This is a genomic window from Bradyrhizobium sp. SZCCHNS2022 (genome assembly GCF_032377575.1).
Lineage (GTDB): Bacteria > Pseudomonadota > Alphaproteobacteria > Rhizobiales > Xanthobacteraceae > Bradyrhizobium > Bradyrhizobium aeschynomenes.
This window is the reverse complement of record NZ_JAUHHZ010000001.1, coordinates 3,843,323-3,869,859: the sequence shown is the minus strand read 5'-3', so window position 1 is coordinate 3,869,859 and position 26,537 is coordinate 3,843,323. Positions and strand designations below refer to the sequence as shown.

Genomic DNA, 26,537 nt, shown 5'->3' with positions numbered 1-26,537 from the left:
GCCGTCAGTAGTGCGGCGGCGGCTCATGGCGCGGCCCCTCGACGGTGCTCTGGGCCTCGGCCAGGCGCTCCACCAGCAATGCGATCTGCCGCTTGAGCGCATCGATCTCGCGCCATTGCGCCGTGATGGTCTGGTTCAGCGTCTCGATCGTGTCGTCCTGGAACGTCAGGCGCATCTCCAGCGCATCGATCCGCTCGCTGAGCTCCTGGCTCGACTGCGGCTGCTCAGAGCTGCTCATGGCACGCGCCCTCCGGGTGTGTCGGGGTGGCAGCGTGGCCGAGCTCGCGCAGGCCGTGACCGAGCGCCACCCGCTCGTCGAACACGAAGCAGCCGCCACGCCAGCGGCTCTCGGCCTCCGGAACCTCCTCGAGATATTTGAGGATGCCGCCCTTGAGATGGTAGACTTCGGAAAAGCCGCGGGCCAGCAGCAGCGCGCTCGCCTTCTCGCAGCGGATGCCGCCGGTGCAGAACATCGCCACCCGCCTGTGCCGCGCCGGATCGAGCGAGCTGGCCACGAAATCCTTGAACTGCCCGAAGCTGCGCAGGCCGGGATCGACCGCGCCTTCGAACGTCCCCATCGCCACCTCGAACGCGTTTCTGGTGTCGAGCACGACCATGTCGGGCGCGGCGATCAGCGCGTTCCAATCCGCGGGACTGACATAGGTCCCGACCTGGCGGGTCGGATCGGCGGCGGGATCGCCGAGCGTCACGATCTCCCGCTTCAGCCGGACCTTCAAGCGCTGGAACGGCATGGAAGCGGCGCGAGAATATTTCAGCTCGAGGTGATCGAGGCGGCCAGCGAACAGCGTTCCCTGGCAAAGCTCGTCGACCAGCGCGGCGATCGCCTCGGCCGATCCGGCGACCGTCCCGTTGATGCCCTCCTCGGCCAAGAGGATGCTGCCCTTGATACCGCGCGCGGCGCAGAAGGCCTGGAGCGGCGGTCGCAGATCGCGGACATCCGGCAGGGCGACGAACTGATAGAAGGCGGCGACGGTCAGAGGCATGCGGCCGTTTACCAGCAGACCTGACCATAGAAAAGCTGGTATCCCCGGCCATTGCCGAGGCTGGAAAGAATGTGCCATGTAGCTGGCCGGGACTGGCATTACGGCCACCACGAGATCACGCAGCGAGCAACGATGAGAAGCTTCCACTTTCCCGGCAGGTCCACGGTCCACGCCCAGAACGGCATGATCGCAACCTCGCACCCGCAAGCCGCGCTGGCCGGGATCGAGGTGCTGCGCGCCGGCGGCACCGCGGCGGACGCGGCGGTGGCGGCCTGCGCCCTGCTCGGGGTGATCGAGCCGCAATCGACCGGCATCGGCGGCGACTGCTTCGCTTTGGTGCAGCCCAAGGGCGAGGGCCGGATCATGGCCTATAACGGCTCCGGCCGGGCGCCCGCGGCGGCCACTGTCGACTGGTATCTCGAGCGCAAGATCCATTCGGTACCGCTGACCTCGGCCCATGCCGTATCCGTGCCCGGCGCGATCGACGCCTGGGACCGTATCCTGCGCGACCATGGCCGGCTCGGCCTCGACCGGCTGCTGCAGCCGGCGATCCGCGCCGCCGAGGACGGCTATGTGGTGGCGCCGCGCGTCGCCTTCGACTGGAATAACCAGTTCGAGAAGCTCAAGAACGGCACCAACACCGCGCGCCACTTCCTGCCGGGCGGCAAGGCGGCGGTGGCCGGCGACGTGATCCGCCAGCCGGAGCTGGCGCAGACCCTGCGCGTGATCGCTAAGGACGGACCGAAGGGCTTCTACACCGGCGCCGTCGCCGAGGACATGGTGCAGACCCTGCGCGGCATCGGCGGTCTTCATACGCTGGAGGATTTCGCCAACCACCAGACCGAGGTGACCGCGCCGATCGGCACCACCTACAAGGACCACGACGTCTGGCAGTGCCCGCCGAACGGTCCGGGCATCACCATGCTGGTCATGCTCAACATCCTCGCGCGCTTCGACCTCACGCGCATCGCGCCGCTCAGCATCGAGCGCTTCCATCTCGAGGCCGAGGCCGCGCGCATCGCCTACATGATGCGCGAGCAGCATATCGGCGATCCCGCGCACATGACCACCGAGGTCGCCAGCATCCTCGCCAAGGAATTCGCCGACGAGTACATCTCGCAGATCAGCCTCGACAAGCTGCTCGACCTGCCCAACGTCGCGCCGCCGATGAATCCCGAGACGGTCTACATCACGGTCGTCGACCGCGACCGCAACGTCTGCTCCTTCATCAACTCGATCGCGCACTCGTTCGGCTCCGCGATCGTCTCCAACGAGACCGGCGTGCTCCTGCAGAACCGCGCCGGCGGCTTCCGCATTCAGCCGGGTCATCCGAACTGCATCGGTCCGGGCAAGCGGCCGCTGCACACCATCATCCCGGCGCTGGCCACCAAGTCCGGTCGCGCCCAGATGTCGTTCGGCGTCATGGGCGGCCAGTATCAGCCCGTGGGCCAGACCCACGTGCTCACCAACATTCTCGACTATGGCTGCGACGTGCAGGAAGCCATCGATATGGCGCGCGGCCTGCACTACGAGGGCGTCTATCAGCTCGAGGACGGCGTCCCGGCCGAGGTCGTCGAGGGGCTGCAGAAGATCGGCCACAAGACGGCTAAGGTGGTCTCGCCGCTCGGCGGCGGCCAGGCGATCTGGATCGACTGGGACAAGGGCACGCTCACCGGCGGCTCCGACCCGCGCAAGGACGGCTGCGCGCTGGGCTATTGAGGCGGGCGCGTTCTCAGGAACGACCTCACCATCACTGCGCGCAGGCATTGCTGTGTCCGCATCCTCTGCTGTCGTCCCGGCCTTGAGCCGGGACCCATACCCCCAGGGAGCGGTTCGGGGCAGGCTGGTCATTGGCATTTTGCCCATCACGTCTGCTGCGGCGTATGGATCCCGGATCGGCGCCATGCCGCGCTTCGCGCGTCACGGCTTGTCCGGGATGACGACAGTGGATGGATTCACGGCTCAAACAGCTGGGGCAGGTGACGGACGTGGCAGCGCGTTCTCGCGGCGATATCGCCCGAGGTCTGCGATCGCTCGTCCCTCGCAAACATGCAGAGGGCGCAGGGAATGCCGGGTGAAGGCCTCACCCATGGCCCGCCTGCGGAAAAAAATGCAGGCGGCAGGTACCACAGGCAAAGCCGGTTCAACCGGCATTCCCTGCGCGACGGTCTTCACGCTTATACGCAGTCTCCCTGGTGCGCCGGGCTTGTTGGCCACCATCACCACGCGGCACGTCAGCGCCATCGCGGCTTGATACCAGCGTCGGGGTATCAGGACGCTGCGATTTCACGTCCGCAGCAAAGCCGTTCGTCGGCGTGCCCGAAGACACGCTGCGGCAACACCGCGGCCATCGCATCCCCGCCTCGCGTGTCGTGACGATCGCGCGCAACGCCCCTCTGCGGTGAGGCGGGATGACGGCAATCAATCATGAATTCCGATAAAGCGCAAGAGGTTTATTTATTTCGGAAGTCGATGCCGGGCTGGTCACTTGCGCCGCCATGCGCTAAACCGCGGCTCCCGTGAACGAGCAGAGGCAGTCTGGAGCATGCGGCGTCCGATGAATCGAAGAGTTGCGCTGATGGCGGCGGCATCCGCTGCGGCCGGCGCCGTGCTGGGCTTCCATCCGGTCTCGGCACAGACCAGTTCCGCCAAACCGACAGGAAAGACCATGACGACTCCCTCCGGATTGCAGATCATCGACACCAAGGAAGGCACCGGCGCCACGCCGTCGCGCGGTCAGACCTGCGTGATGCACTACACCGGCTGGCTCTACGAGAATGGCCAGAAGGGCAAGAAATTCGACTCCTCGGTCGACCGCAACGAGCCGTTCGAATTCCCGATCGGCATGAAGCGCGTGATCGCCGGCTGGGACGAGGGCGTTGCCACCATGAAGGTCGGCGGCAAGCGCACGCTGATCATTCCGCCGGAGCTCGGCTACGGTGCTCGCGGCGCCGGCGGCGTCATCCCGCCGAACGCGACGCTGATGTTCGATGTGGAGTTGTTGGGCGTGAAGTAGGACGCCTGATCGCCAACTTCACACGTAGCACTGCGCATGGATGCGGTGCTGATGACTGCGCCCTCTCCCCTTGTGGGAGAGGGCATGTAGGACAGAGCAGCGTACTCGGTTGGGTGAGGGGTTTGTCTCCACGAGCGCATCCGGTGGAGAGAGACCCCTCACCCCATCGTGGACGTGGATGAGCCGTACATGCCCTCTCCCACAAGGGGAGAGGGCGCTATATCAGGCAGCGCTAGGCTGTCGATCTTGCTGTCGCGTAGGGTGGGCAAGGCAGCACGCGTGCCCACCGCCGATCGGCGGGTGTGGTCAGAATGGTGGGTACGGCGGGCGGCAGGTGAGCTTCGATGGAAGCAGCTCGGCGCCTTTGCCCACCCCACGGATCACAACTAACAAACAGGCAAAGCCGGCCCCGTCAGGAGCCGGCTTTGTGTTCTCGATGTCGACGATCAGCAGCACCGCTTCAGCGGCGCGCTGTCGCGCTCACCTCATCAGAGGTTCTTGTTGGCCGCGCCGGCCGCAGTGTTCACGGCGTCCTTGGTGGCCTGCTTGGCATCGCCCAGCGCCTGCTGGCCCTTGCCCTTCACTTCCTGAATGGCGCCTTCGCCCTGCAGCCGCTCGCTGCCGGTGGCCTCGCCGATGCCCTGCTTGGCCTTGCCGATGGCCTCGTTGGTCGCACCTTTGATCTTGTCCATGGTCGAACCCATAGTTGCTCTCCGTTGTTTGCGTGAACTGTGCGGGATCAACGCGGGCGGCGCGAAAAGGTTCGCGGGGAACCGGAATGGCGCCGCCGCGGCATTTCGACTAGGATGCGTGGGTTCCTATCGACCATCACGAATTCGAGAAGAAGAAAAATGTCAGGTTCTCACGACCACGCGCACGGCCATTCCCACGATCACGGCGACGAGCGCTGGAAGCACGACGGCGTGCGCGTCATTCCCGGCAATCAGCTCGACGGCAACGTGCCGTCGACCCCGGGCATGGACCGCAAGGCTGCGATCAACTTCGCGCGCGTCGGCGCGCAGAAGCTGTGGGCCGGCACGGTGACGATCAGGCCCGATGCCAAGACCGGCGCGCATCATCATGGCCATCTCGAGAGCGTGATCTACGTCGTGAAGGGCAAGGCGCGGATGCGCTGGGGCGAGCAGTTGCAATTCACCGCCGAAGCCGGACCGGGCGACTTCATCTTCGTGCCGCCCTATGTGCCGCATCAGGAAATCAATGCCAGCCCCGACGAGGTGCTGGAATGTGTGCTGGTGCGCAGCGACGGCGAGGCGGTCGCCATCAACATCGACATCGAGCCGGTCGAGAAGCCGGAGACGGTGCTGTGGATCGATCCGGTGCATCGCGACCCCGGCGAGACCCGATCCTAATGCCGGCGAAGATTGGCGGAGCCATCTCGCGATGGCTCCGCCGGGCAGGGAGCGGCTGTACCGCCCCCTCCACACGCGAAGCAGGGGCGACTGTCGCGCGTGTGTCTCGTCGGTCGCCCGTCAGGCGGCCTCGTTGGCGCGGCGCCACACCGGAAACGGATCGGACAGCCGGGCCCAGGCGGCGACATCCATCGCCGGCTTGCCGGGCAACAGGCAGGCGTCGAGCCGTGCGCTCAATCCGGCTTCGTCCATGTTGCTGCCGATGAACACGATCTCCTGGCGGCGGTCGCCGTAGATCTCGTCCCAGCGCTGCAGCATGCGGGCCCGCCAGTCGGGATTCTCGGGCCATAATTTTTGCGGCACCGAGGCCCACCAGAAGCCGAGCGCGCTCGTGCGCACGATGGCGCCCGCCTGGCTGATCTCGCCCAGCCATTGCGGCCGCGTCGCCAGCCAGAAATGACCCTTGGCGCGAATCACGCCCGGCCACGGCTCGCGCAGGAACTGATCGAAGCGGGCGGGGATGAACGGACGGCGGGCGCGATAGACGAAGCTCGTCACGCCATAGGTTTCGGTCTCCGGCGCGTGATCGGCAAAGCCGTAGAGCTCATTGTACCAGAGCGGATGCTGCTGGGCGCGTTCGAAGTCGAAACGTCCGGTCGCCAGCACGCGCTCCAACGGCACGACGCCGTGGCTGGCCTCGATCACGTCGGCATCCGGATTGAGCGACCGGATGATCTTGCGCGCGGTGTCGCGCTGGTCTGCGCTGGCATCATCGATCTTGTTCAGCACGATCACGTCGGCGAACTCGATCTGCTCGACCAGCAGATCGACCAGCGCGCGCTGGTCGCCGTCCAGCGCCTCGCCGCGCTGCGCCAGGAAATCGGACGACCCATAGTCCTTCAGCAGGTTCACCGCGTCGACGACGGTGACCATCGTGTCGAGCCGTGCGACGTCCGACAGGCTCATGCCGTCCTCGTCGCGGAAGTCGAAGGTCGCGGCCACCGGCAGCGGCTCGGAGATGCCGGTGGACTCGATCACGAGATAATCGAAGCGGCCGCTCTCGGCGAGCGTGCGGACTTCCTTCAGCAGGTCGTCGCGCAGGGTGCAGCAGATGCAGCCATTGGTCATCTCCACCAGCTGCTCATCCGTCCGCGAAAGATTGGCACCGCCATCGCGAACGAGGTCCGCATCGATGTTCACCTCGCTCATGTCGTTCACGATCACCGCCACCTTCAGATCCTGGCGGTTGTTCAGGATGTGGTTGAGCAAAGTGGTCTTCCCAGCCCCGAGGAAGCCGGACAAGACCGTGACGGGGAGTTTGCGCATCGAGATCGAACAGCCTCTTCAGGGGGAGCGGTCGGTGCCGGCGAGCAGGCATGCGGCCTCGTGTGTGATGTTATAACATAACAATCATCTAGAACAACTCGTGCTGTCAAGGGGAGGCCGGTGACGAAGGTGTGAGCGGGTGGTCGTCCGGCGCCATCGCGCTCGGCGGCGCCGAGCCGGGGAGGTGGACGCGATGACGGAAGCGTCGGCCGGCCATGGCCCGGCCGACGGGGGGGCTTCACGAACGATCAGCGAGAGACGACGCGCCTTCGCCAAGAGCGACGCTGCGCCCCCTCTCCCCGTTCTTCACGGGGAGAGGGGCTGGGTGAGGGGCAGCCACACGAGCGGTCTCAATTCCATGGACGTGGAGCTGAAGCAGATCGCATCAAAGATGAAATCACGCGACGAACAGGTCTGATGGACTCATCAGATCTGCCGTGCATCATGGAAGGGTTGCCTGTGGGGCTGCCCCTCACCCCAGCCCTCTCCCCGTGAAGAACGGGGAGAGGGAGTGCACCGTCTGCGCGGCATCGCTTGGAGATCATGTCTCAAAGCAGCAAGCGGGAGCATGACTCCCGGCAGCAACTACTTCGACAGATAGGCCGTTCCCGCCGGGCCGTTGGCAACCGACATCGAGAGTGCGCCCGGGGCGATGGACCAGTTGGTGGCGTTCAGGATCAGGGTGTTGAACACCATGGTGACGCTGTTGCTGCTGACGTTGGAGACCGAGTTGATGGTGACGTTGCGGCTCGGCAGATACATCAGGCCGGTGTAGGAGGAGCCGCTGGTGCCGTTGATCGGCAGGTTGGTCGGCGACAGGCCGTTCGGCTCGTACATCAGGATGTTGGCATAGGTGCCAGTGGTCGGTGCCGACAGCGTCGCGCTGACGTTACCGTTGAAGGTGAGCGTGGCATTCTGATCGACGAGATAGAACGTCACGCCGTTGCCGGTGACGGTCCAGCCCGAGTTGAAGGTCATCGTGCCCTTGATGATGTACAGGCCCGGGTTGAGCGTCAGCGTGCCGGAGCCGTTGAAATTGGTCGAGCCGCAATAGACGCCCGGATTGAGCGTGACCGAGCCGGGATCGTACACCTTGTTGTTGGTGGTGCACGATCCGACCGTCACCGCCGGCAGCGTGCCGGCGAACGGATCGGAGATCGCCGCGCAATTGGTTTCGGCCGGCGGGGTGACGCCGCCGTTCTTGATGATGGTCGAGCCCTTGATGCAGATGCGCTTGGCGTTCAAGGTCGCGTTGAAGATGGCGGCCGGGCTCTGCGTCGACAGCACGTGCACCTCGCAGGTCGGCGCCTTGAGCTGAGCGCCGGAATTGACCAGCAGCGATTGCGAGTTGAGCGTGCTGACGAGCAGGATGCACACCGGCGTCTTGCTTTGCGCGCCTGCCTTGGCGGTGGCCGAGGCCGTCACGCCGAGCGAGGTGGTACCCATCACGTTCAGGAACGACGTCTTCACCGTGGCCGTCGCGGTGCCGGTGAGCGTGCCATCATTGTTCGAGGTGAAAGCGGCCGAGGCGGACGAGCCGAAGCGCCCGCCGAAATCGCCCTTGAACACCGCGGTCGCCGTCGAAATCTGCTGCGCGCTGGGCTGGATCACGCCGGCCAGCACGGCCGCATCGACGGCCTTCTGCAGCTGGGTCTTGGTGTCGCTCGACTTGGAGAAGTCGACGGCGGCGCCGATCGAGATCACGATCGGAATGATGGCGATGGCGAAGATCATGCTGATCTGGCCGTCCCGGGCGCGCCAGAACCGGCGGCACCGGGCACGGAGACTCTCGGATGAAATCGATGCGGTCATCTACGACGTTTCCCCTGCTGGCTGCTCAGGGCTCGCCGCCGCCACATCGGAGCCCCCTCAGTCCACGACATGGGCTGCAGACATTACCGCGAGCTGAATCCGGTTCCCGAAACGGAACCTGTGTACGGCACGCGGGAACTCAGGGTTATCAGTCCATTGGAGCGATCGTCGACAGAAGGGTGATGTTACCTCTCGGGGGTGGTGATTGCACAGAACACCTGCTCTGGAGGGTGGTCTCCAAGTCTCGCTTGTTAGTTGTGAAACGGTGGCGCTCGCTTGTTCGTCGACGTGCGGTTAGCGCCGGGCCGAGAGCCAGATCCGGTCCGACGGGAGGACCAGGCTGCAGACCAGCGCGTAGGCGACCAGCGACACCGCGACCGTTGCGGCGAGCGAGGCCATGCCGCCGCCCAGCGTCACGACGGCGATGGCGCCGCCGCCGGCGGCGATCAGGATGCGCAAAACGGAGCCGACGAAAGGCCACAGCACGTGCCCGGCGCCCTGGCCGGCAAAGGACAGCACGAAGCCGAAGCCGAGCGCGGCATAGGCCGGCGCCACGGTGCGCAGATAGATCGCGCCGTCCCGCAGCACGTCGGGGTCATGGCTGAATAGCGTCAGCCAGAGCGGCGGATGCAGCGCCACGACCAGCCCGATGGCGCCCACCAGCACCGCGCCGGTCAGCGCGCTGACCCAGGCGATGCGGCGGGCGCGTCCGCCCTGGCCGGCGCCGACATTGATGCCGACCATGGTCAAGGCCGCCGTGCACAGACCGAACAGGATCGGGATCATGATGTAGTCGAGCCGCGAGGCGATGCCGTAGGCGGCGAGCTCCGAAGTGCCGAAGCGGCCGGCCAGCGCGGTCACCAGGATCACGGTGAGGTTGACGAGCACGGCGTTGAGCGCGGTGGGCAGGCCGACCCCGAGGATGTCGGCGAACAGCCGGAGCTGCAGCGGCGCGACGCGGACATGCAGGCTGGAGCGGCCGCTCGCCATATAACGCAGCAGCACCAGCATGGCGCCGCAATAGTACAGTCCGAAGGCGATGCCGGCGCCGGCGATGCCGAGGCCCGGCAGCGGACCGAGGCCGAAGATCAGGATCGGCGACGCCGGGATCATGACCAGCGCGCCGACCAGCGTGACCAGCGCGGGCACCCGCACATTGCCGGCGCCGCGCAGTGCCGCCGCCTGCAGATTGACGATCCACACGGCGATCGCGCCCGCGAACAGATAATTCGAATAGCGCAGCGCCGCCTCCAGCGCGCCGGCGCGGCCGCCGAGCGCGTGATACAGCGCCGGACCGAACAGCGCGGTCGTGACCGTGAACAGGCCGCCGGCGATCACCGCGAGCACGATGGCGTGGAAGGCGATGGCGTCGGCATCGGCGTTGCGGCCGGCGCCGACGGCGCGCGCGATCGCCGAGGAGACGCCGCTGCCGATGCCGCCATTCGACATCATCGTCATCAGCATGAAGATCGGGAACACCATCGCCACGCCGGCGAGCGCGTCGGTGCCGAGGAAGCCGACATAATACGCCTCGGCGACGTTGACCGCGGTCTGCGCCACCAGCACGGTCATGGTGGGAAGCGCGAGCCGGATGAGCGTGGGCAGCACCGGGCCGGTCAGCAAGGCGGCGCGCGCCGCCGCGGCTTTCGTGCGCTGGGCGTCCGGAGGCGGCGGGCAGGGCGTCGCTTCGGACGCAGCGGATTGTGCGGCCGTGCGCGGCTCCGTCGATACGTCCATTTTGCCTCCGCGCGCGCCGGCCGGCGGCGTTGCATTTGAATGATGATCGTCATCCAATATGACCGCGGCCATTGGCGGGTCAAGCAGGCCCGGGCGCAGACCGGTCATGATTTCTTGAACGGGGACGGCAGCCGAGTGGCGGGGCGTCTAGATCATGATGCGTTTCGGCGGAAACGCATCATGATCTTATCTCTTTGTTTGAGCATGATCTTCTCGGAAAACCGGTCTCCACTTTTCCGGATCATGCTCTAGTAATGGATGCGCAGGCCGACGCCGCCATGGATGGTGTTGCCGACCGGCTGCGGGCCGAGCGTGCCGTTGACGAACAGATCGGCGATCCAGCCCTTCTGGAGACGGAAGCCGAGCCGGCCGCCATACTCGAACCAGCCCTGGTTGCCCATGGTCGGCGTCACCGTGCCGTTGCCGGTCACGGTAGCGACGAGGCCGGATCTGCTCGCGAACGACTGCACATAGCCGCCATTGACGTTGGCTTCGATGCTGGAGCCGAACAGATGCGTCCACTGGCCGCCGATCTTGACCAGGCTGGTGCGGTCGGTGCCGCCGGCGATCGAGGCGTCGAACGGGTTGAACGCGGCAGCCGGATCGCGATAGCCGGCCACGCGCTGCCACAGCTGCCACAGCTCGACGGAGGCGGCGACCTCGTCGCGCGGCGACATCCGGCTGATCCAGCCGGCGCGGCCATAGACCGCGTAGTTCGAAGCCGTGGTGGTGCCGTCCACGGAGACGTTGCCGAGGCTGGTCGCGTAGCTGCGGCCGTAGCGCACCTTCTCATAGGGCGTCAGGATCGTACCGATGTCGAAGAACGGCCGCGACGAGCCCCAATCGGCGAAGTCGTAGCGCAGCGCGAACGCGCCGATCGGCGCCGAGGTCACGTGATAGCCGTTCTCGTTGTAGTGCGTGTAGGCGAGGCCGGCGAGCAGCGCGAGATTGCCGGTGAGCTGCTTGCGGCCGTGGATGCCGGCCGAGAACGAGCCGGCCGAGCCGAACGCGCTGATGCAGTCGTTGCAGTTGACCTGCTCGTTGACGCCGAGCAGCACCAGGCCGAGCACGCGATTGGTGATCATCTGGTTGAAGCGCTGGTCGGCGAGGCCGGTGATCGAGTTTGCGCTGCTTCCCGCGCCGGTCGGCGCGGGCGTCGGTGTCGGCGAGATCGAGGGCGTCGGGGTCGGCGTCGGAGTTGCGGTCGGCGTGGGCGTTGCGCTGGGTGAGGAGGTCGGTGACGGCGTTGGGGTCGGGCACAGCGCTGCGGCGACATTCTCCACGCCGCAGCTGCTCTGCGCCGTGGCCGGTGCCGCCTGCACCGCGAGCGCGAGCAGCCCGCCTGCGATGGCGGCCGTCCATGCAGCGAGCTGATTGCGGCGTGCGTGCATCGTCATCGCCCGCACAGAATGCCGGTGAAGTCCTGCGGCGGCGCGCTGCTGGCGAGATCGGTGACCGTGCAAAGGCCCGAGGTCGATGTGCAGGTCGCCGCGAAGCTCCAGGACGGATTTGAGGTCTTCCTGATCGCGCTGCGGCCCTGGCCGGTCGCGGTGATGATCGCGGTGTCGCCGGGCTGGGTCAGCTCGAGGCATTGGAAGGTGAGGGTGCAGACCCGCGAGGCGCCTTCCTGCAGCACCACCATGGTCTCGCCGCGCCTGGAGCGGATGTCGAGGATGGTGCCGCGGACGCCGATGGTCGCGAGCGGCGTGTTGATCTTGTAGGCGGTCTTCTCGGAATGGCCGGTGACGAAGCGGAACGCGCCGGTGCCGAGCCGGATCGCGATGTCGCGATAGCTGGTCTCGTCGTTGAACACGGTGCGATCGAGCGTCAGGCTCGCATTGGCCCCAAGCGAAAGATTGGTGCTGTCGATCATGACGAGACGCGCGGCGCTGTCGGTGCCGGTGCGCACCGTCTCGTTGCGCACCACGCCGTCGCCGACATTGATCGGGCTGGTCGACGTGCCGGCGATGCGCAGCACGTCCTTCTGCACCAGCACGGCTTCGCCGATGCGATTATCTGCGCGGGCCGGTCCCGCGACGCCCAAGAGGGCGGCGGCCGACAGCGCAGCAACGCATGTTCGGTGACGCAGATTCATATCCACACCGAAGATTGTTCCCGGTTCAATCTAGCCGAGGACCCTGCGCGAGGTTGTTGTAAAATGGACACAAGTTTGCCTCGATGCGTCGACGATGTTTAGTTGCGCTCACCCTGAGGTCAGTTCAATCGCATGCCCATGAAGTCAGCTGCGGCTCGCCGTGACGAGGATGACGACGACGGCGATGTCGCGCAGGACGGCGCCTTGCCGGCGCGCCGCTGTGTGCTCACGGCGTTCATGATCTTCGTCATCACGCACGTCATCTTGATGATCGGCCTCGCCTCGCCGCCCAAATTCGTGTTCGACGAGGTGCACTACGTGCCCGCTGCGCGGCAGATGCTCGGGCTGGCGCCGGCATCGCCGCAGCTCAACCCGATGCATCCGCCGCTCGCCAAGGAGCTCATTGCGCTGTCGATCAGGACGTTCGGCGACAATGCGTTCGCGTGGCGCTATCCCGGTACCGTGCTCGGCGGCCTCGCCGTCGCCGCGATCTATCTGTGCGGCCTTGCGCTGTTTGCGGCGCAGTCGCCGGCGATCGCCGCCGCGCTGCTCGCCTTCTTCAACCAGATGCTGTTCGTGCAGGCGCGCATCGCGATGCTCGACATCGGCGCGCTCGCCTTCGGCCTGCTCGGGATCGCGGCGTTCCTGTTCGCGTTCAGGCTGCGGCGGCCGCACTTCGTCCTGGCGCTCGCGGGGGCGATGTTCGGTCTTGCGATCGCCTGCAAATGGAGCGGGCTGTTTCCGCTGCTGACGACGCTTCTCATCGTGGGCCTGATCAAGCTGCTGCAGCACTGGCAGACCTCGTTCGGCGATCCCCAGCCGACCGACTGGTACCAGCCGGAGCAATGGCCGCAACTGCGATGGGCGTCCATCGCGCTCTGCCTCGTCGCTGTTCCCACGCTCTGCTATCTCGCGACCTTCGTGCCGCTGCACGGCCTGTCCATCGGCGCGATCGCCGAAGCGCAGCGGCGCATCTTCGCCGACAGCGTCACCACGGCGATTGCCGGCCATACCTATATGAGCGCGTGGCCGACCTGGCCGCTGCTGGTGCGCCCCGTCTGGTTCCTGTTCGACAAGGCGAGCGAGACCGACATTGCCGCGGTGGTGCTGCTCGGCAATCCGCTGGTGCTGTGGCCGGTGCTGCTGGCGCTCGCGATCTGCGCGCGGGATTTCGTCGTCCAGCGCAGCGCGTCGGCGTTCCTGATCCTGACGTTCTATCTCGGCTGCTATCTGCCCTGGGCGCTGCTGCCGCGCGCGCTGAGCTTTCTCTACTACTATCTGCCGTCGGCAACGCTCGCGAGCCTCGCGCTCGTCCATGTGCTGCTGCGGTGGCCGCGCCGGGTGATGTGGGCCTATGTCGGGATCGCGATGCTCGGCTTCGCCCTGATGCTGCCGATCAGCGCCGCCTTCATCGGCACGACGATGCGGACGTTCACCCGGCTGATGCTGTTCCAGAGCTGGATCTGACAGGGCAAAAAGCGCCCCACCTGCCGGGGACCGTCGGCAAGCGGGGCGATACGCGCGGCGGAGCGCTCACTTCGCCGCGGTCTTGGTGTCCATGTTGACGACCTGCACACGCCGGTTGAGCGGATCGGCCGGGTTGGCGGCATCCTTCAGCTTGGTCTTGCCATAGCCGACGGTCACGAGGTCCTGGCCGGTCAGGCCGAACTTCTCGACCAGATAGCGCTTGATGGTGTCGGCGCGACGCTCGGACAGATCCTGGTTGAAGCCGTCGCCGCCGATGCCGTCGGTATGGCCGGCGACCACGAAGGTCGAGCCCTTCAGGTTGGGATCGGACAGCGCCTTGCCGAGCTCCTGCACCGCAGGCATCGAGGCCTTGCTGATCTCGGCCGAGTTGTAGTCGAACTGGATCTCGAGATCGATCTTCGGCTTGGTCGCCGCCAGCTCGGCGATCTGCTCGCGCTCGCCGAGCGACAGCGAGCGGGTCTTGCGGTTGCGCATGCTGTCGATGAAGGCGGATTGCTTGGCCTGCGTCGCCGCATCGACCTGCGGGGCCGTCTGCGGTCCGACCGAGATGCCCCGGGTGGCGGATTTCGGCTTCAGCGCGTTCAGGATCTGATCGGCGGACACCGCCTCGCCGGCGAGCGCGGCGCCGGCGCTCATCGTCAGCATGGCGGTCAATGCCGCCGCTCGAACTGCAATACGTCCAAAATATGCGGTCATCGTCGTCATCCTCGGGTGGTCATGGCTCATAGCCATTGGATGCTTGGACGATAGAACGGGTTCAAAGCGTTCGAATGTGATCGATATCACGCATGGCCGTCTCGCGTCCACTGCTGCGAGGTTGTCGCAAAGCCATCGGCACGTGGCCGGTCTGCGAACAACAAATCGGCCAGATGCGGTTCTACCGGATATCTCTCGCCGGAAAAAAATCGCAAACCGTGGGAAGCGAGGCGGGCAACAAACGATTGAAGTCAAGAAACGCCAACGGAAAAGCATAGCCGTGTTCAACTCATCCCCCAGGCGCGACTACCAGTCCCATCGGGCCAGCAGCCAGGACTCGTCGGGATCGACGAGTTCCATGTCGACGCTGATCGGCGCCGGCATCATCGCCGCGGCGATCCTGCTGTCGACGCTGATCACCGCGGTCGGCAACCGTTATGTCGGGCTGGAGAGTCCCTCGGAGGATACGGCCTGGCTGGTCGACCGCCTGACCGGACGGATCTACAAATGCCGCGCGCCGGATCCGGGCCGCGCCAGCTGCAAGGCCGAGATCGCCACCGGCAGCATCCCCGACAAGAGCAAGCCATAGGTTCCCGAACCGGATCTGTCGGGCATGATTGGCGTTGCGGGGGCACCGCCGAATCTCGCACGATCGCGCCGTCATGGCCGCCGTTCCTGCTCCCATTCCGTTGTCGAGGATCACCGCACGTCGTCTCTGGCTGCGCGCCCAGCGCCTCGACACCGAGGCGCCGTTCGGCGCCGGCCCGCAAGCCGTCGCGGCGGCGATCGCGCATCTCGGCTATGTGCAGATCGACACCATCAACGTGATCGAGCGCTGCCACCACCACATCCTGTTCAGCCGCATCCCGGCCTATCGGCGTGCCGATCTCAGGCAGGCGCAGAGCAGCGACAAGACCGTCTTCGAATATTGGACCCATGCGCTGTCCTACGTGCCGGTGCAGGACTTCCGCTTTTTCGTGCCGGCGATGCGGCGCTATCGCCGCGAAGGACATCGCTGGCTGCAGACCGTAAAGCCTGAGGATTCGCGCAAGGTGATGCGGCTGATCCGCCAGGGCGGCGCGCTGACCATCCGCGACATCGACGACGATGAGCTGCGGGAGAAGGACCACGCCTGGGCCAGCCGCAAGCCGTCGAAACGGGCGCTGCAGCTCGGCTTCTACGAGGGCACGCTGACGGTCGCCGGCCGCGACGGCATGCTCAAGACCTACGATCTCACCACCCGCCATTTCGGCTGGGACCGGTTGCCGAAGGGCGCCACCGAGCGCGAGATCGCAGCCTATCTGCTCGACCGCGGCCTGCGATCCCAAGGTGTCGTCAGCCTGGACTCGCTCTGCCATCTCAATGCGCCGCGCAAGGCGGATGTGCGACGGGTCATCGACGCGCGGGTCCGCCGTGGCGAACTTGTGCCGGTCGCGCTGGAGGGCGGCGGCAGGCACGAGCATTGGGCGATGCCGGCCGCGCTGGAGGAGGCGATCGCGATCGACCCTGCGCGTGTGCACATCCTGTCACCGTTCGATCCGCTGATCATCCAGCGCAAGCGGACGCAGGCGATCTTCGACTACGACCATCGCTTCGAGGCCTATGTTCCGAAGGACAAGCGGCTGTTCGGCTACTTTGCGCTACCCGTTCTGGTCGGCGAGGAGATCGTCGCGGCGATCGATTTGAAGACCGACCGGCAGAACAGCAAGCTGCTGATGCAGAAATGGAGCTGGGTCGGCCAGGGCAAGGCGGCGCGCGGCGACCATCGTAAGGCGCTGAAGCGGACCATCGAGGACGAACTGCACCGGTTCCAGCGGTTTCAGCTCGGCGATTGACCTTCCGCCAGACCGAGCGCTCATCCGGCTTGATTTGGAAACAAATGTTCCCTAAAAGGGGGCATGACGAAGCCGCAGACGAATTCATCCGAGCGCCGCGGGCCAGGCCGGCCGCGCGAGTTCGACATGGACACCGCCCTCGGCAGGGCGCTGGTGGTGTTCAGCGAGCGTGGCTACCACGGCGCATCGCTGGCGGAATTGCGGGCTGCGATGAAGCTTGCCACCGGCAGCCTCTACAAGGCCTTCGCGGACAAGAGCGCGATTTTCCTGGCGACGCTGGACTACTACATCGCGCGCCGCGACCGGCAGCTTCGTGAGCGGCTCGATGCGCAACTTTGCGGTCGCGACAAGCTCGAGATCTTGCTGGAATTCTATGCGGAGTCCGCCAGCGATGGCGAGGGCCAGCGCGGCTGCCTGGTCGTCACCAGCGCCACCGAGCTCGCCACCTTGGATGCGGAAGCCGCTGCCAAGGTCCGCACCTCGCTGCGCCGGGTCGAGACTCTGTTGCGCGACCTGATCAGGCTCGGCCAGGCGGACGGATCGATCCGGCCGGATCTCGATGCGGAGGTCGCAGCGGGGGCTCTGTTCTGCGTCATCCAGGGCTTGCGGGTGGTCGGCAAAACGGGACGCACCAAGGGCGAGATGATGACCATCGCAAAACAAGCTTCGGTCTTGTTCGCGTGATGTTGCGCGAAATTAGGAAACGTTTGTTCTATAATAACGAGGATGATCCATGTCGGAATTGATGAATGCCGTTTCTCCCCAAGCTCCGTCGCGGCTGGTCCCGGCGGAGCCATTCGCGCGCGATGACGCCGCGCTGTCCGGCTTCACGCACCGGTTCGAGACCATCGACGGCCTCAGGCTACACTATGTCAGCGGTGGCCGGCCGGACGGCGAGGTCGTCGTGCTGCTGGCCGGCTTTCCAGAGAGCTGGTTCGCCTGGCGTAAGGTCATGCCGCTGCTGGACGCGCGTTATCACGTCATCGCGATCGATTTCCCAGGGCAGGGCGACTCGGACCGGCCGGCGGATGGCTACGACACCCAGACGCTCGCCACGTCAGTGCATCGCCTGCTGCAGCAGCTTGGCGTCACGAGCCATCATCTCGTCGGCCACGACATCGGCGCGTGGGTGGCCTATCCCTATACGGCACTGTTCGGAGATGCGGTGCAAAGCCTGGCGCTGCTGGATGCCGGGATTCCCGGCGTGACCTTGCCCGAGGCTTTGCCCTACGCGCCGGACCGCGCGTGGCGCACCTGGCACTTCGCGTTCCACGTCGTCGCGGACCTTCCGGAGATGCTGATCCAGGGCCGCGAGCGCGACTATCTCGCCTGGTTCCTGCGCCGCAAGGGTGCCAATCCCGAAGCATTCTCCGAGAGCGATCTCGACGAATACGCGCGCGTGCTGACCAAGGCCGGCGGCCTGCGCGCGGGACTTGGCTATTATCGTGCGGCCGCACTGTCGGCGGATCAGAACCGCGAGCTGAAAGCCAAAGGCAAACTCAAGCCGCCGGTGCTGGCGGTCGGTGCCGATCAGGGATCGATCGTCGACATGGCCGCGCCGCTCAGGGAGGTCGCCGAGCACGTCGATGGCATCACGATCGGCTCGTGCGGCCACTACATCCCGGAGGAGCAGCCGGCCGTCCTGGCGGAGGAACTGATGGCTTTCTTCAGCCGCGCCGGTGCCAATTCGAACTGAGATCTCAGCCGGCATGGAGCCTCGCCCCAGGCAACCTAAGCCGTGCTGGGCGATCGCATTGGGACGGCAGTTTTGCGCTCGTCCATCTCCACGTCGTCATGGCCGGGCTTGTCCCGGCCATCCACGTCATCCGGCATATTGGGAACGACGTGGATGCCCGGGCCTTCGCCGCGCCGAAGCGGCTTCGGCCGCGCAGGCGGGACAAGCCCGGGCATGACGGAGTTACAAATTGGCAGCATCTTTCGCCGTGCTGTTAGGCCGAGGAGACCGCAACGTGATCCGATCGATCGCTATGCCGATGAGGATGCCGATCGCATAGGCGACGATGTTCCACAGCGAGAAAATGCGCCCGAGCAGCAGCGCGCCGGCCAGCGTCAGGCGAAAGCTGTCGAGCCAGGGCGTATGGATCAGCCGGCTCGCCTCGACGGTCACGGCGACGGCGAGCGCGAGCCCGCCGATCTGCCGCCATGATCTCAGCGGCAGCAGCGCGACCAGCAGCATGTACACCATCGTCGCCCAGAGGATGGAACCGCCGTATTTGACGATGAAGGCGGGAAGGCCGAGGCCCAGACCGTAGAAGCGCAAGGCGAGGCCGAGCGCGATCACGATCAACGCTGTCGCCAGGGCCAACGCACGGCGGTGCTCATTCAGTCCCGTCATGCTCGGCCACCCTCCACTGTCGTCCCGGACAAGCTGCGACGCGCGCCCGCGCGGCGCAGCGCCGATCCGGGATCCAGACGCCGCGGCCGATGTGAGTTGCGAAAAAGCCAACCCCCAGCGCGCCTCAAACTGCACCCTGGGGGTATGGGTCCCGGCTTTCGCCGGGACGACAATGGGGCGTGTCGTGACGGCGATGCGTGTCGAGCCGGCGCGGCGGGAGCATCAGGCCCTGAGGTCGTCATGCGCACGCCGCGCGCCCGCGATGCACCGACATGCTGTGGGATTGCTTGTTTTCCAATTGACTTGCCACGACCGATGCTCAACACCGCCACCAACTATCAAACTCTGCAATGCTCCCGGGAGGAGATCGATGAGCTCGTCAACCATTCGTCCCGCCGCGTCTGGCCGGTCCGACATCGAGGCCGCAACCATCCGCGCCATTTCGTGGCGGCTGATTCCGTTCCTGGTGCTCGCTTATTTCTTCTCCTATCTCGACCGCGTCAATCTCGGCTTCGCCGCGCTGACGATGAACGCCGAGCTGAAATTCTCCCCGCTGGTGTTCGCCTGGGGCGCCGGCATCTTCTTCATCGGCTATTTCATCTTCGAGGTGCCGAGCAATCTGGCGCTGGAGAAATTCGGCGCCAGCCGGTGGATCGCGCGCATCATGGTCACCTGGGGGATCATCTCGGCGCTGATGGCGCTGGTCTCGGGCCCCTGGAGCTTCTACGCGCTGCGCTTCCTGCTCGGCGTCGCCGAGGCGGGCTTCTTCCCAGGCATCATCCTCTATCTCACTTATTGGTACCCGGCGCAGTATCGCGCCCGCTTCCTTGCCGCCTTTGCGGTCGCCGTGCCGATCTCGACCGTGATCGGTGCGCCGGTGTCGGGCCTGCTGCTCGGCCTGCACGGATGGATGGGGCTGCAGGGCTGGCAGTGGCTGTTCATCATCGAAGGCATCCCGTCGATCATCCTCGGTGTCGTCACCTGGTTCTACCTGACCGACCGGCCGGAGCACGCGACCTGGCTGACGGCGGAGCAAAAGGCCTGGCTCGCGGCCAAGCTCGAGGCGGAGACCGCGGCGAAGCAGGCGGCCGGGCACATGACGCTCGGCGAGGCGCTGTCGTCGCCGAAGGTGATCGTGCTCAGCCTGATCTATTTCGGCTTCGTCGGCGCGCTCTACGGCATGCAGTTCTGGCTGCCGCAGATCGTCAAGGCGTTCGGCCTGACGAATACGCAGACCGGCTTCGTCACCGCGATTCCCTATGCGTTCGGCACCGTTGCGATGATCCTGTGGGCGCGCCATTCCGATGCGACGCGCGAGCGCGTGGTGCATGTCGGCGCGCCGATGATCCTGATCGCGGTGGCGCTGGCTGCGTCGAGCATGATCGGTGACCCCACGCTGACCATGGTCGCGCTGACATTCGCCGCGATCGGCGTGTTCTGCGTGTTCGGCGTGTTCTGGACGTTGCCGACCGCATGGCTGTCCGGCACGGCCGCCGCCGGCGCGATCGCGCTGATCAACTCCATCGGCAATCTCGCCGGCTTCGGCGGTCCCTATCTGGTCGGCTGGATCAAGGATACGACGGGCTCTACCACACATGGCCTGCTCGCGCTCTCCGCGCTGCCGCTGATTGCCGGTCTGCTGGTGTTCTTCGGCGGACATGAAAGCAAGATGGAGTTCGCCGGCCAGGCGCCGGCGGAGTGAGCGCGTGCGGTGATCCGCACTGCGGACACCGTGCGTTGGGACCAGGCGCCGTCATTCCGGGGCGGTCGCGACAGCGACCGAACCCGGAATCCCGAGATGAGTCGCTGTGGTGCAAACCAAGCTCGAGATTCCGGGTTCGACCGCTGTCGCGGTCGCCCCGGAATGACACCGCAGGGTGATGGACGCTCCCGCCAATCGAGATCTGCCCTTCTCCTGAGCACCTGCGGCAACATGTCTTAACGGTCACGAAGTAATGATCTATGACGATTATTGACAATCGTCACTCGACACTCGACACTCTCTCGCAACAGCAGCGAAGGGGTGTCCGATGCTCGTCCAGCAGGTTTTTTCCAGCTTTTCCAGGCTGTTGAGCGGCGTTGCGCTGGCCGCGGCGGCCGTTGCCCTGGCCGGCTGCAATGAGACCGTCGCCCAGAAAGCCGAGCCTGTCCGGCCGGTCCTGGTCGCAACCGTCCATTTTGAGGCCGAGACGCCGGAGCGCAGTTTCGTCGGCACCATCCGGCCGCGGATCGAGGCCGACATCGGTTTCCGCGTCGCCGGCAAGGTCGCCAAGCGCCTGGTCGAGGTCGGCCAGACGGTGGAGGTCGGCCAGCCGCTCGCCACGCTCGACGAGGTCGACCTGAAGCTGCAGGCCGAGCAGGCCGAGGCCGAATTCCGCGCCGCCACCGGCGTGCTGGCGCAAGCCTCCGCGGCCGAGACCCGCGCCAAGGAATTGCGCGCCAAGGGCTGGACCACGGATGCGCAGATGGACCAGGCCAAGGCGTCCGCGGATGAAGCCCGCGCGCGGCTCAATCGCGCCGAGCGTTCGGTCGAACTGACGCGCAACTCGCTGTCCTACGCGACGCTGGTCGCAGATGCCCGCGGTGTCGTCACCGCCTCGATGATCGAACCGGGCGTCGTCGTCGCCGCCGGCCAGGCTGCCATCCGCGTCGCGCGCTTCGCCGAGAAGGAAGCAGTGGTCGCGATCCCCGAGACCCTGCTCGACCGCGCCAAGAACGGCAAGGCGACGGTGTCGCTGTGGTCGGAGTCCGGCAAGACCTACACGGCCCGGCTGCGCGAGATCGCGCCGGCCGCCGATCCCGCGACGCGCACCTATCTCGCAAAATTCTCGCTGCCGGATGCAAACGACAGCGTCTCGCTCGGCATGACTGCGACGCTCACGCTGTCCGACCCCGCCACCACGCGCGTCGCGCGGCTGCCGCTGTCGGCGCTGTTCAGCGACGGCCGCGATCCCTCGCTCTACGTCGTCAACGACAAGGGCGAGGTGACGCTGAAGCCGGTCAAGGTGAAGGCCTACGACAGCAAGGACGTGCTGGTCACGTCAGGTGTCGACGAGGGCGAGAAGGTGGTGGCGCTCGGCGTGCAGAAGATCGACCCCGCGCAGAAGGTGCGCGTGGTCTCGGCGCTGACGTTCTGATTGACTCTCAACCCTCACCCTGAGGAGCTCGCCGAAGGCGGGCGTCTCGAAGGGCGAGGCCCGTATGTGGCCTCATGGTTCGAGACGCGCCGCAAGAGGCGGCGCTCCTCACCATGAGGAGCCAACCCCTCATCCTGAGGAGCATCGCGGAAGCGATGCGTTTCGAAGGATGAGGCCACTGATGCTCGAAACGATTAGGTCCTCATCGGGGAGCGTGCCATGAAGCGGTTCAATCTGTCGGCCTGGGCGGTCAGCCATCCGCCGCTGGTGCTGTTCCTGATCGTCGCGCTCGGCCTGTTCGGCTTCATCTCGTATGAGCGGCTGGGGCGCGCCGAAGACCCGTTCTTCACCGTCAAGGTCGTCAACGTCTCGGTGATGTGGCCCGGCGCCACCGCCACGGAGATGCAGAGCCAGGTCGCTGATCCCATCGAGAAGAAGCTGCAGGAGCTGCCCTATTTCGAGAAGGTGCAGACCTATTCGAAGCCGGCCTTCGCGGCGATGCAGGTCACCTTCCGCGATTCGACGCCGCCGAAGGACGTGCCATATCTGTTCTATCTGCTGCGCAAGAAGCTCGCCGACGTGCAGGGCTCGCTGCCCTCGGGCGTGCTTGGACCATTCGTCAACGACGAGTTCTCCGACGTCGATTCGATCCTGTTCATGATGACCGGCGACGGCGCCGACTACGCGCAGCTCAAGAAGGTCGCCGAGGGACTGCGGCAGCGCCTGCTCAAGGTCAACGGCGTCACCAAGGTCAACCTTTACGGCACCCAGGACGAGCGCATCTATGTCGAGTTCAGTCACGCCAAGCTGGCGACGCTCGGCCTCACCGCGCAGGCGCTGTTCGATTCGCTTGCCAAGCAGAACAACGTGACTCCCGCCGGTACGGTCGAGACGTCGTCGCAGCGTGTGCCGCTGCGCGTCACCGGCGCGCTCGACGGCGCCAAGGCGGTCGCAGAGACGCCGGTGGAGAGCAATGGCCGCGTGTTCCGGCTCGGGGACATCGCCACCGTCACGCACGGCTTCGTCGATCCGCCGACCTACAAGGTGCATCAGGAGGGCAAGCCTGCGCTCGGCATCGGCGTCGTCACCGCCAAGGGCGCCAACATCCTCGAGCTCGGCAAGGACGTTCACGCCGCTTCCGCCGACTTCATGAAGGCGGTGCCGCAGGGCATCGAGCTGAAGCAGATCGCCGATCAGCCGAAGGTGGTCGAGACCGCGGTCGGCGAGTTCGTGCACTCCTTCGTCGAAGCGCTGGTCATCGTGCTGTTCGTCTCGTTCCTGGCGCTGGGCTGGCGCACCGGCATCGTGGTGGCGCTGTCGGTGCCGCTGGTGCTCGGCATCGTGTTCATCGCGATGAGCGCCATGGGGCTCGATCTGCACCGGATTTCGCTCGGTGCTCTCATCATTGCGCTCGGCCTGCTGGTCGATGACGCGATCATCGCGGTCGAGATGATGGTGGTGAAGATGGAGCAGGGCTGGGACCGCGTCCGCGCGGCGTCCTATGCCTGGGAATCCACCGCATTCCCGATGCTCACCGGCACGCTGGTGACCGCCGCCGGCTTCCTGCCGATCGGCTTCGCCAATTCGGCGGTCGGCGAGTACACCGGCAGCATCTTCTGGATCGTCGCCATCGCGCTGGTCGCCTCGTGGTTCGTCGCGGTCATCTTCACCCCCTATATCGGCGTGAAGCTGCTGCCGGACATGAAGGCGCATCACGGCCATGATGAGCACGCCGTCTACAACACGCGGATGTATCGTGGCCTGCGCGCCGTCGTGCGCTGGTGCGTGACGCATCGCATCACCACGGTCGCCGCGACGGTCGGCGTGTTCGCCGCCTCGATCGTCGCCTTCGGCCACGTCCAGCAGCAGTTCTTCCCACTGTCGGAGCGGCCGGAGCTGTTCCTGCAGCTGCGTCTGCCGGAGGGCACCGCCTTCAACGTCACCGAGAAGGCCGCGCGCAAGGCCGAGGCGCTGTTGAAGGACGACAAGGACATCGAGACCTTCACCGCCTATGTCGGGCAGGGTTCGCCGCGGTTCTGGCTCGGCCTGTCGCCGCAGCTGCCGAACGAGGCGTTCGCCGAGATCGTCATCGTCGCCAAGGACGTCGCCGCGCGCGAGCGCATCAAGGCGAAGATCGAGACGGCCGCGGCCAATGGCGACCTCAACGAGGCGCGAGTCCGCGTCGACCGTTTCAATTTCGGCCCGCCGGTCGGCTTCCCCGTGCAGTTCCGCGTGATCGGCCCGGACACCGCCAAGGTGCGCGAGATCGCGCGCGAGGTGCGCGACGTCGTCCGGCAGAATCCGAACGTCAGGGATCCGCAGCTCGACTGGAACGAGCAGTCGCCGTACCTCAAGCTCGTCGTCGACCAGGACCGCGCCCGCGCGCTGGGCCTGACGCCGCAGGACGTCTCGCAGTCGCTGGCGATGCTGATCTCCGGCGTGCAGGTGACGACGATCCGCGACGGCATCGAGAAGGTCGGCGTCATCGCCCGCGCCGTGCCGTCCGAGCGGCTCGATCTCGCCGGCGTCGGCGACCTCACCATCACCTCGCGCAACGGCGTCGCCGTGCCGCTGCAGCAGATCGCCAAGATCGAGTATGCGCATGAGGAGCCGATCCTGTGGCGGCGCAACCGCGACATGGCGATCACGGTGCGCGCCGACGTTGCCGACGGCGTGCAGGCGCCCGACGTCACCAACCAGATCTGGCCGAAGCTCGCCGACATCAGGGCCAAGCTCGATCCGGCCTACCGCATCGAGATGGGCGGCGCGATCGAGGAATCGGCCAAGGGCAATGCGTCGATCTTCGCGCTCTTCCCGCTGATGGCGATCGTGATGCTGACCTTGCTGATGATTCAGCTGCAGAGCTTCTCGCGGTTGTTCCTGGTGTTCCTGACCGCGCCGCTCGGCATCATCGGCGCCTCGCTGGGACTGAACGTCGCCAATGCGCCGTTCGGCTTCGTGGCGCTGCTCGGCCTGATCGCGCTGGCCGGCATGATCATGCGCAACACCGTGATCCTGGTCGATCAGATCGAGCACGATGTCGCCTCCGGCCTGACCCGGCGCGAGGCGATCATCGAGGCCACGGTGCGCCGCGCCCGCCCAGTGGTGCTGACCGCGCTAGCCGCGATCCTGGCCATGATCCCGCTGTCGCGCTCGGCGTTCTGGGGGCCGATGGCGATCACCATCATGGGCGGTTTGTTCGTTGCGACCTTTCTGACGCTGCTGTACTTGCCGGGCCTGTATGCCCTATGGTTCCGCAAGAGTCTGGACGAGCGCGGGGCAGGTGCGACGGATCATTCTGCAGCGCAGCACGTTGATGGACCGGCCCCGGCGCTTCCGCTCGCCGAGGCCGCCGAATAAGGGATCAACAAGATCGCAGGCATGATGACGCTGGTTTCCGAACACATCGAACCCGATACCCGCGAACGCATCCTCGTCGTGGCGGAGCGCCTGTTTCGACAGATCGGCTACCAGAAGACCACCGTCGCCGACATCGCCAAGGAGCTCCGCATGAGCCCGGCGAACGTCTACCGGTTCTTCGACTCGAAGAAGGCGATCCATGAGGGTGTCGCGCGGACGTTGATGGGGCAGGTCGAGGCGGCGGCGATGGCGATCGCCGAGCGCCCCGGCCCGGTCGCGCCGCGGCTGCGCGAGCTGCTCGGCACCATCCACCGCATGAACACCGAGCGCTATGTCGGCGACAACAAGCTGCACGAGATGGTCGCGGTGGCGATGGAGCAGAGCTGGGAGGTCTGCGAGTGCCACATGCTGCTGATCACGGAGATCATCGGCCGCGTGATCGGGCAGGGCGCCGCGTCGGGCGAGTTCGCCATTTCCGACCTTCCGCTGGCGGCAAAATGTGCCTGCACGGCGATGATGCGCTTCTTCCATCCCCAGATGATCGCGCAATGCGCCACCAAGCCGGGACCGACCATCGACGAGATGATCGATTTCGTCCTGGTGGGGCTTGGTTCGAAGGGCGCTGCAAGCTAAGTTCTCCGTCATTGCCAGCAATGACGGAAGGGACGACGGCGTGACCGAACGGGATCTGCATTTCTACGAACCGAAGAACGGCCACGGCCTCAAGCACGATCCCTTCAACGCCATCGTCGCGCCGCGCCCGATCGGCTGGATCTCCTCGCGCGACGGCAAGGGCAACGCCAATCTGGCCCCCTACAGCTTCTTCAACGCCTTCAACTATACGCCGCCGATCATCGGCTTCTCCTCGACCCAGTGGAAGGACTCGGTCGCCAACATCCAGGACACCGGCGAGTTCGTCTGGAATCTGGTGACGCGCGATCTCGCCAAGCACATGAATGCCTCGGCCGCGCATGTCGCGCGCGATGTCGACGAGTTCGCGCTGGCCGGCGTCACGCCGGTGCCGTGCAAGTTCGTCGACGTGCCCCGTGTCGGCGAGAGCCCGGTGGCATTCGAGTGCAAGGTCACGCAGATCATCCAGCTGCAGGGTGCGGATGGCAGGAAGGCCCAGGCCTGGCTGACGCTCGGCGAGGTCGTCGCCGTGCACATCGACAAGGCGCTGATCAAGGACGGCGTCTACCAGACCGCGCTGGCGCATCCGATCGTGCGCGCCGGCCGCCGCGGCGACTATTTCGAGATCAAGGCCGAAGACATGTTCGAGATGATCCGGCCGGACTGAGCGCCTCT

23 protein-coding genes are annotated in these 26,537 nt (G+C 66.0%); 13 read left to right on the top strand and 10 right to left on the bottom strand.

What is annotated here, in order from left to right; genetic code table 11:
- Positions 1-4: 4 nt before the first annotated feature.
- Entirely contained in the window at positions 5-238 is a 234-nt protein-coding gene (locus QXZ94_RS17370) for a SlyX family protein (protein ID WP_315721426.1), read from the bottom strand.
- Positions 225-1,004, bottom strand: coding sequence for a rhodanese-related sulfurtransferase (locus QXZ94_RS17365; protein ID WP_315721425.1), 780 nt, complete (start codon positions 1,002-1,004; stop codon positions 225-227). The genes QXZ94_RS17370 and QXZ94_RS17365 overlap by 14 nt, the downstream gene beginning before the upstream one ends.
- A gap of 132 nt (positions 1,005-1,136) precedes the next feature.
- Between QXZ94_RS17365 and ggt the strand changes: the two genes are divergently transcribed.
- Positions 1,137-2,723, top strand: coding sequence for a gamma-glutamyltransferase (gene ggt, locus QXZ94_RS17360; protein WP_315721424.1), 1,587 nt, complete (start codon positions 1,137-1,139; stop codon positions 2,721-2,723).
- 838 nt (positions 2,724-3,561) lie between these two features.
- The gene (locus tag QXZ94_RS17355) at positions 3,562-4,020 is read left to right on the top strand and encodes an FKBP-type peptidyl-prolyl cis-trans isomerase (RefSeq protein WP_409998494.1); all 459 of its coding nucleotides are present in this window, start codon (positions 3,562-3,564) and stop codon (positions 4,018-4,020) included.
- Between the two features lie 488 nt (positions 4,021-4,508).
- Here the strand turns inward: QXZ94_RS17355 and QXZ94_RS17350 are convergent, their stop codons facing one another.
- On the bottom strand, positions 4,509-4,724 hold the full coding sequence (locus tag QXZ94_RS17350) for a CsbD family protein (RefSeq protein ID WP_315721422.1): 216 nt from the start codon (positions 4,722-4,724) through the stop codon (positions 4,509-4,511).
- Between the two features lie 147 nt (positions 4,725-4,871).
- On the opposite strand from QXZ94_RS17350, the gene QXZ94_RS17345 reads away from it, so the two are divergent.
- Positions 4,872-5,390 (top strand): cupin domain-containing protein, encoded by a 519-nt coding sequence (locus QXZ94_RS17345; protein WP_315721421.1) that lies wholly within the window; start codon positions 4,872-4,874, stop codon positions 5,388-5,390.
- 120 nt (positions 5,391-5,510) lie between these two features.
- Here the strand turns inward: QXZ94_RS17345 and zigA are convergent, their stop codons facing one another.
- The 5 genes from zigA to QXZ94_RS17320 form a co-directional block, all read right to left on the bottom strand.
- A complete protein-coding gene (gene zigA / locus QXZ94_RS17340) occupies positions 5,511-6,716 on the bottom strand; it encodes a zinc metallochaperone GTPase ZigA (protein WP_315721420.1) in 1,206 nt (401 codons plus the stop codon).
- A gap of 585 nt (positions 6,717-7,301) precedes the next feature.
- A complete protein-coding gene (locus tag QXZ94_RS17335; protein ID WP_315721419.1) occupies positions 7,302-8,528 on the bottom strand; it encodes a TadE/TadG family type IV pilus assembly protein in 1,227 nt (408 codons plus the stop codon).
- 294 nt (positions 8,529-8,822) lie between these two features.
- Positions 8,823-10,265: an MATE family efflux transporter gene (locus tag QXZ94_RS17330; protein WP_315721418.1), complete on the bottom strand. Its 1,443-nt coding sequence runs from the start codon at positions 10,263-10,265 to the stop codon at positions 8,823-8,825.
- Between the two features lie 248 nt (positions 10,266-10,513).
- Positions 10,514-11,662, bottom strand: a complete 1,149-nt coding sequence (locus QXZ94_RS17325; RefSeq protein WP_315721417.1) for a hypothetical protein — start codon at positions 11,660-11,662, stop codon at positions 10,514-10,516.
- Positions 11,659-12,360, bottom strand: coding sequence for a FecR domain-containing protein (locus QXZ94_RS17320; RefSeq protein WP_315721416.1), 702 nt, complete (start codon positions 12,358-12,360; stop codon positions 11,659-11,661). Before QXZ94_RS17320 ends, QXZ94_RS17325 begins: the two co-directional genes overlap by 4 nt.
- Before the next feature lie 132 nt (positions 12,361-12,492).
- Here QXZ94_RS17320 and QXZ94_RS17315 point away from each other — a divergent pair, with 132 nt between their 5' ends.
- Positions 12,493-13,827: a phospholipid carrier-dependent glycosyltransferase gene (locus tag QXZ94_RS17315; protein WP_315721415.1), complete on the top strand. Its 1,335-nt coding sequence runs from the start codon at positions 12,493-12,495 to the stop codon at positions 13,825-13,827.
- Between the two features lie 66 nt (positions 13,828-13,893).
- On the opposite strand, the gene QXZ94_RS17310 is transcribed toward QXZ94_RS17315, so the two are convergent.
- Positions 13,894-14,544, bottom strand: a complete 651-nt coding sequence (locus QXZ94_RS17310; protein ID WP_172114108.1) for an OmpA family protein — start codon at positions 14,542-14,544, stop codon at positions 13,894-13,896.
- Positions 14,545-14,902: 358 nt separating this feature from the next.
- Here QXZ94_RS17310 and QXZ94_RS17305 point away from each other — a divergent pair, with 358 nt between their 5' ends.
- From QXZ94_RS17305 to QXZ94_RS17290, 4 genes are all read left to right on the top strand, one after another.
- The gene (locus QXZ94_RS17305) at positions 14,903-15,133 is read left to right on the top strand and encodes a hypothetical protein (protein WP_172133549.1); all 231 of its coding nucleotides are present in this window, start codon (positions 14,903-14,905) and stop codon (positions 15,131-15,133) included.
- Positions 15,134-15,206: 73 nt separating this feature from the next.
- Positions 15,207-16,379 carry a winged helix-turn-helix domain-containing protein gene (locus QXZ94_RS17300; RefSeq protein ID WP_315721414.1) on the top strand — a complete coding sequence of 391 codons (1,173 nt, stop codon included), beginning with the start codon at positions 15,207-15,209 and terminating at the stop codon, positions 16,377-16,379.
- Between the two features lie 126 nt (positions 16,380-16,505).
- The gene (locus QXZ94_RS17295) at positions 16,506-17,063 is read left to right on the top strand and encodes a TetR/AcrR family transcriptional regulator (protein ID WP_315721413.1); all 558 of its coding nucleotides are present in this window, start codon (positions 16,506-16,508) and stop codon (positions 17,061-17,063) included.
- Positions 17,064-17,112: 49 nt separating this feature from the next.
- Complete coding sequence (locus QXZ94_RS17290; protein ID WP_315721412.1) at positions 17,113-18,075, top strand: alpha/beta hydrolase; 963 nt, start codon at positions 17,113-17,115, stop codon at positions 18,073-18,075.
- Positions 18,076-18,297: 222 nt separating this feature from the next.
- Here the strand turns inward: QXZ94_RS17290 and QXZ94_RS17285 are convergent, their stop codons facing one another.
- Positions 18,298-18,735: a DUF2809 domain-containing protein gene (locus QXZ94_RS17285; protein ID WP_315721411.1), complete on the bottom strand. Its 438-nt coding sequence runs from the start codon at positions 18,733-18,735 to the stop codon at positions 18,298-18,300.
- Between the two features lie 370 nt (positions 18,736-19,105).
- Between QXZ94_RS17285 and QXZ94_RS17280 the strand changes: the two genes are divergently transcribed.
- From QXZ94_RS17280 to QXZ94_RS17260, 5 genes are all read left to right on the top strand, one after another.
- Positions 19,106-20,437 (top strand): MFS transporter, encoded by a 1,332-nt coding sequence (locus QXZ94_RS17280; RefSeq protein WP_315721410.1) that lies wholly within the window; start codon positions 19,106-19,108, stop codon positions 20,435-20,437.
- A gap of 328 nt (positions 20,438-20,765) precedes the next feature.
- Positions 20,766-21,872, top strand: coding sequence for an efflux RND transporter periplasmic adaptor subunit (locus QXZ94_RS17275; RefSeq protein WP_315721409.1), 1,107 nt, complete (start codon positions 20,766-20,768; stop codon positions 21,870-21,872).
- A 219-nt stretch (positions 21,873-22,091) separates the two neighbouring features.
- Entirely contained in the window at positions 22,092-25,232 is a 3,141-nt protein-coding gene (locus tag QXZ94_RS17270) for an efflux RND transporter permease subunit (RefSeq protein WP_315721408.1), read from the top strand.
- Positions 25,233-25,256: 24 nt separating this feature from the next.
- On the top strand, positions 25,257-25,865 hold the full coding sequence (locus QXZ94_RS17265; RefSeq protein ID WP_315726331.1) for a TetR/AcrR family transcriptional regulator: 609 nt from the start codon (positions 25,257-25,259) through the stop codon (positions 25,863-25,865).
- A 40-nt stretch (positions 25,866-25,905) separates the two neighbouring features.
- Positions 25,906-26,529 carry a flavin reductase family protein gene (locus QXZ94_RS17260; RefSeq protein WP_315721407.1) on the top strand — a complete coding sequence of 208 codons (624 nt, stop codon included), beginning with the start codon at positions 25,906-25,908 and terminating at the stop codon, positions 26,527-26,529.
- Positions 26,530-26,537 lie beyond the last annotated feature (8 nt).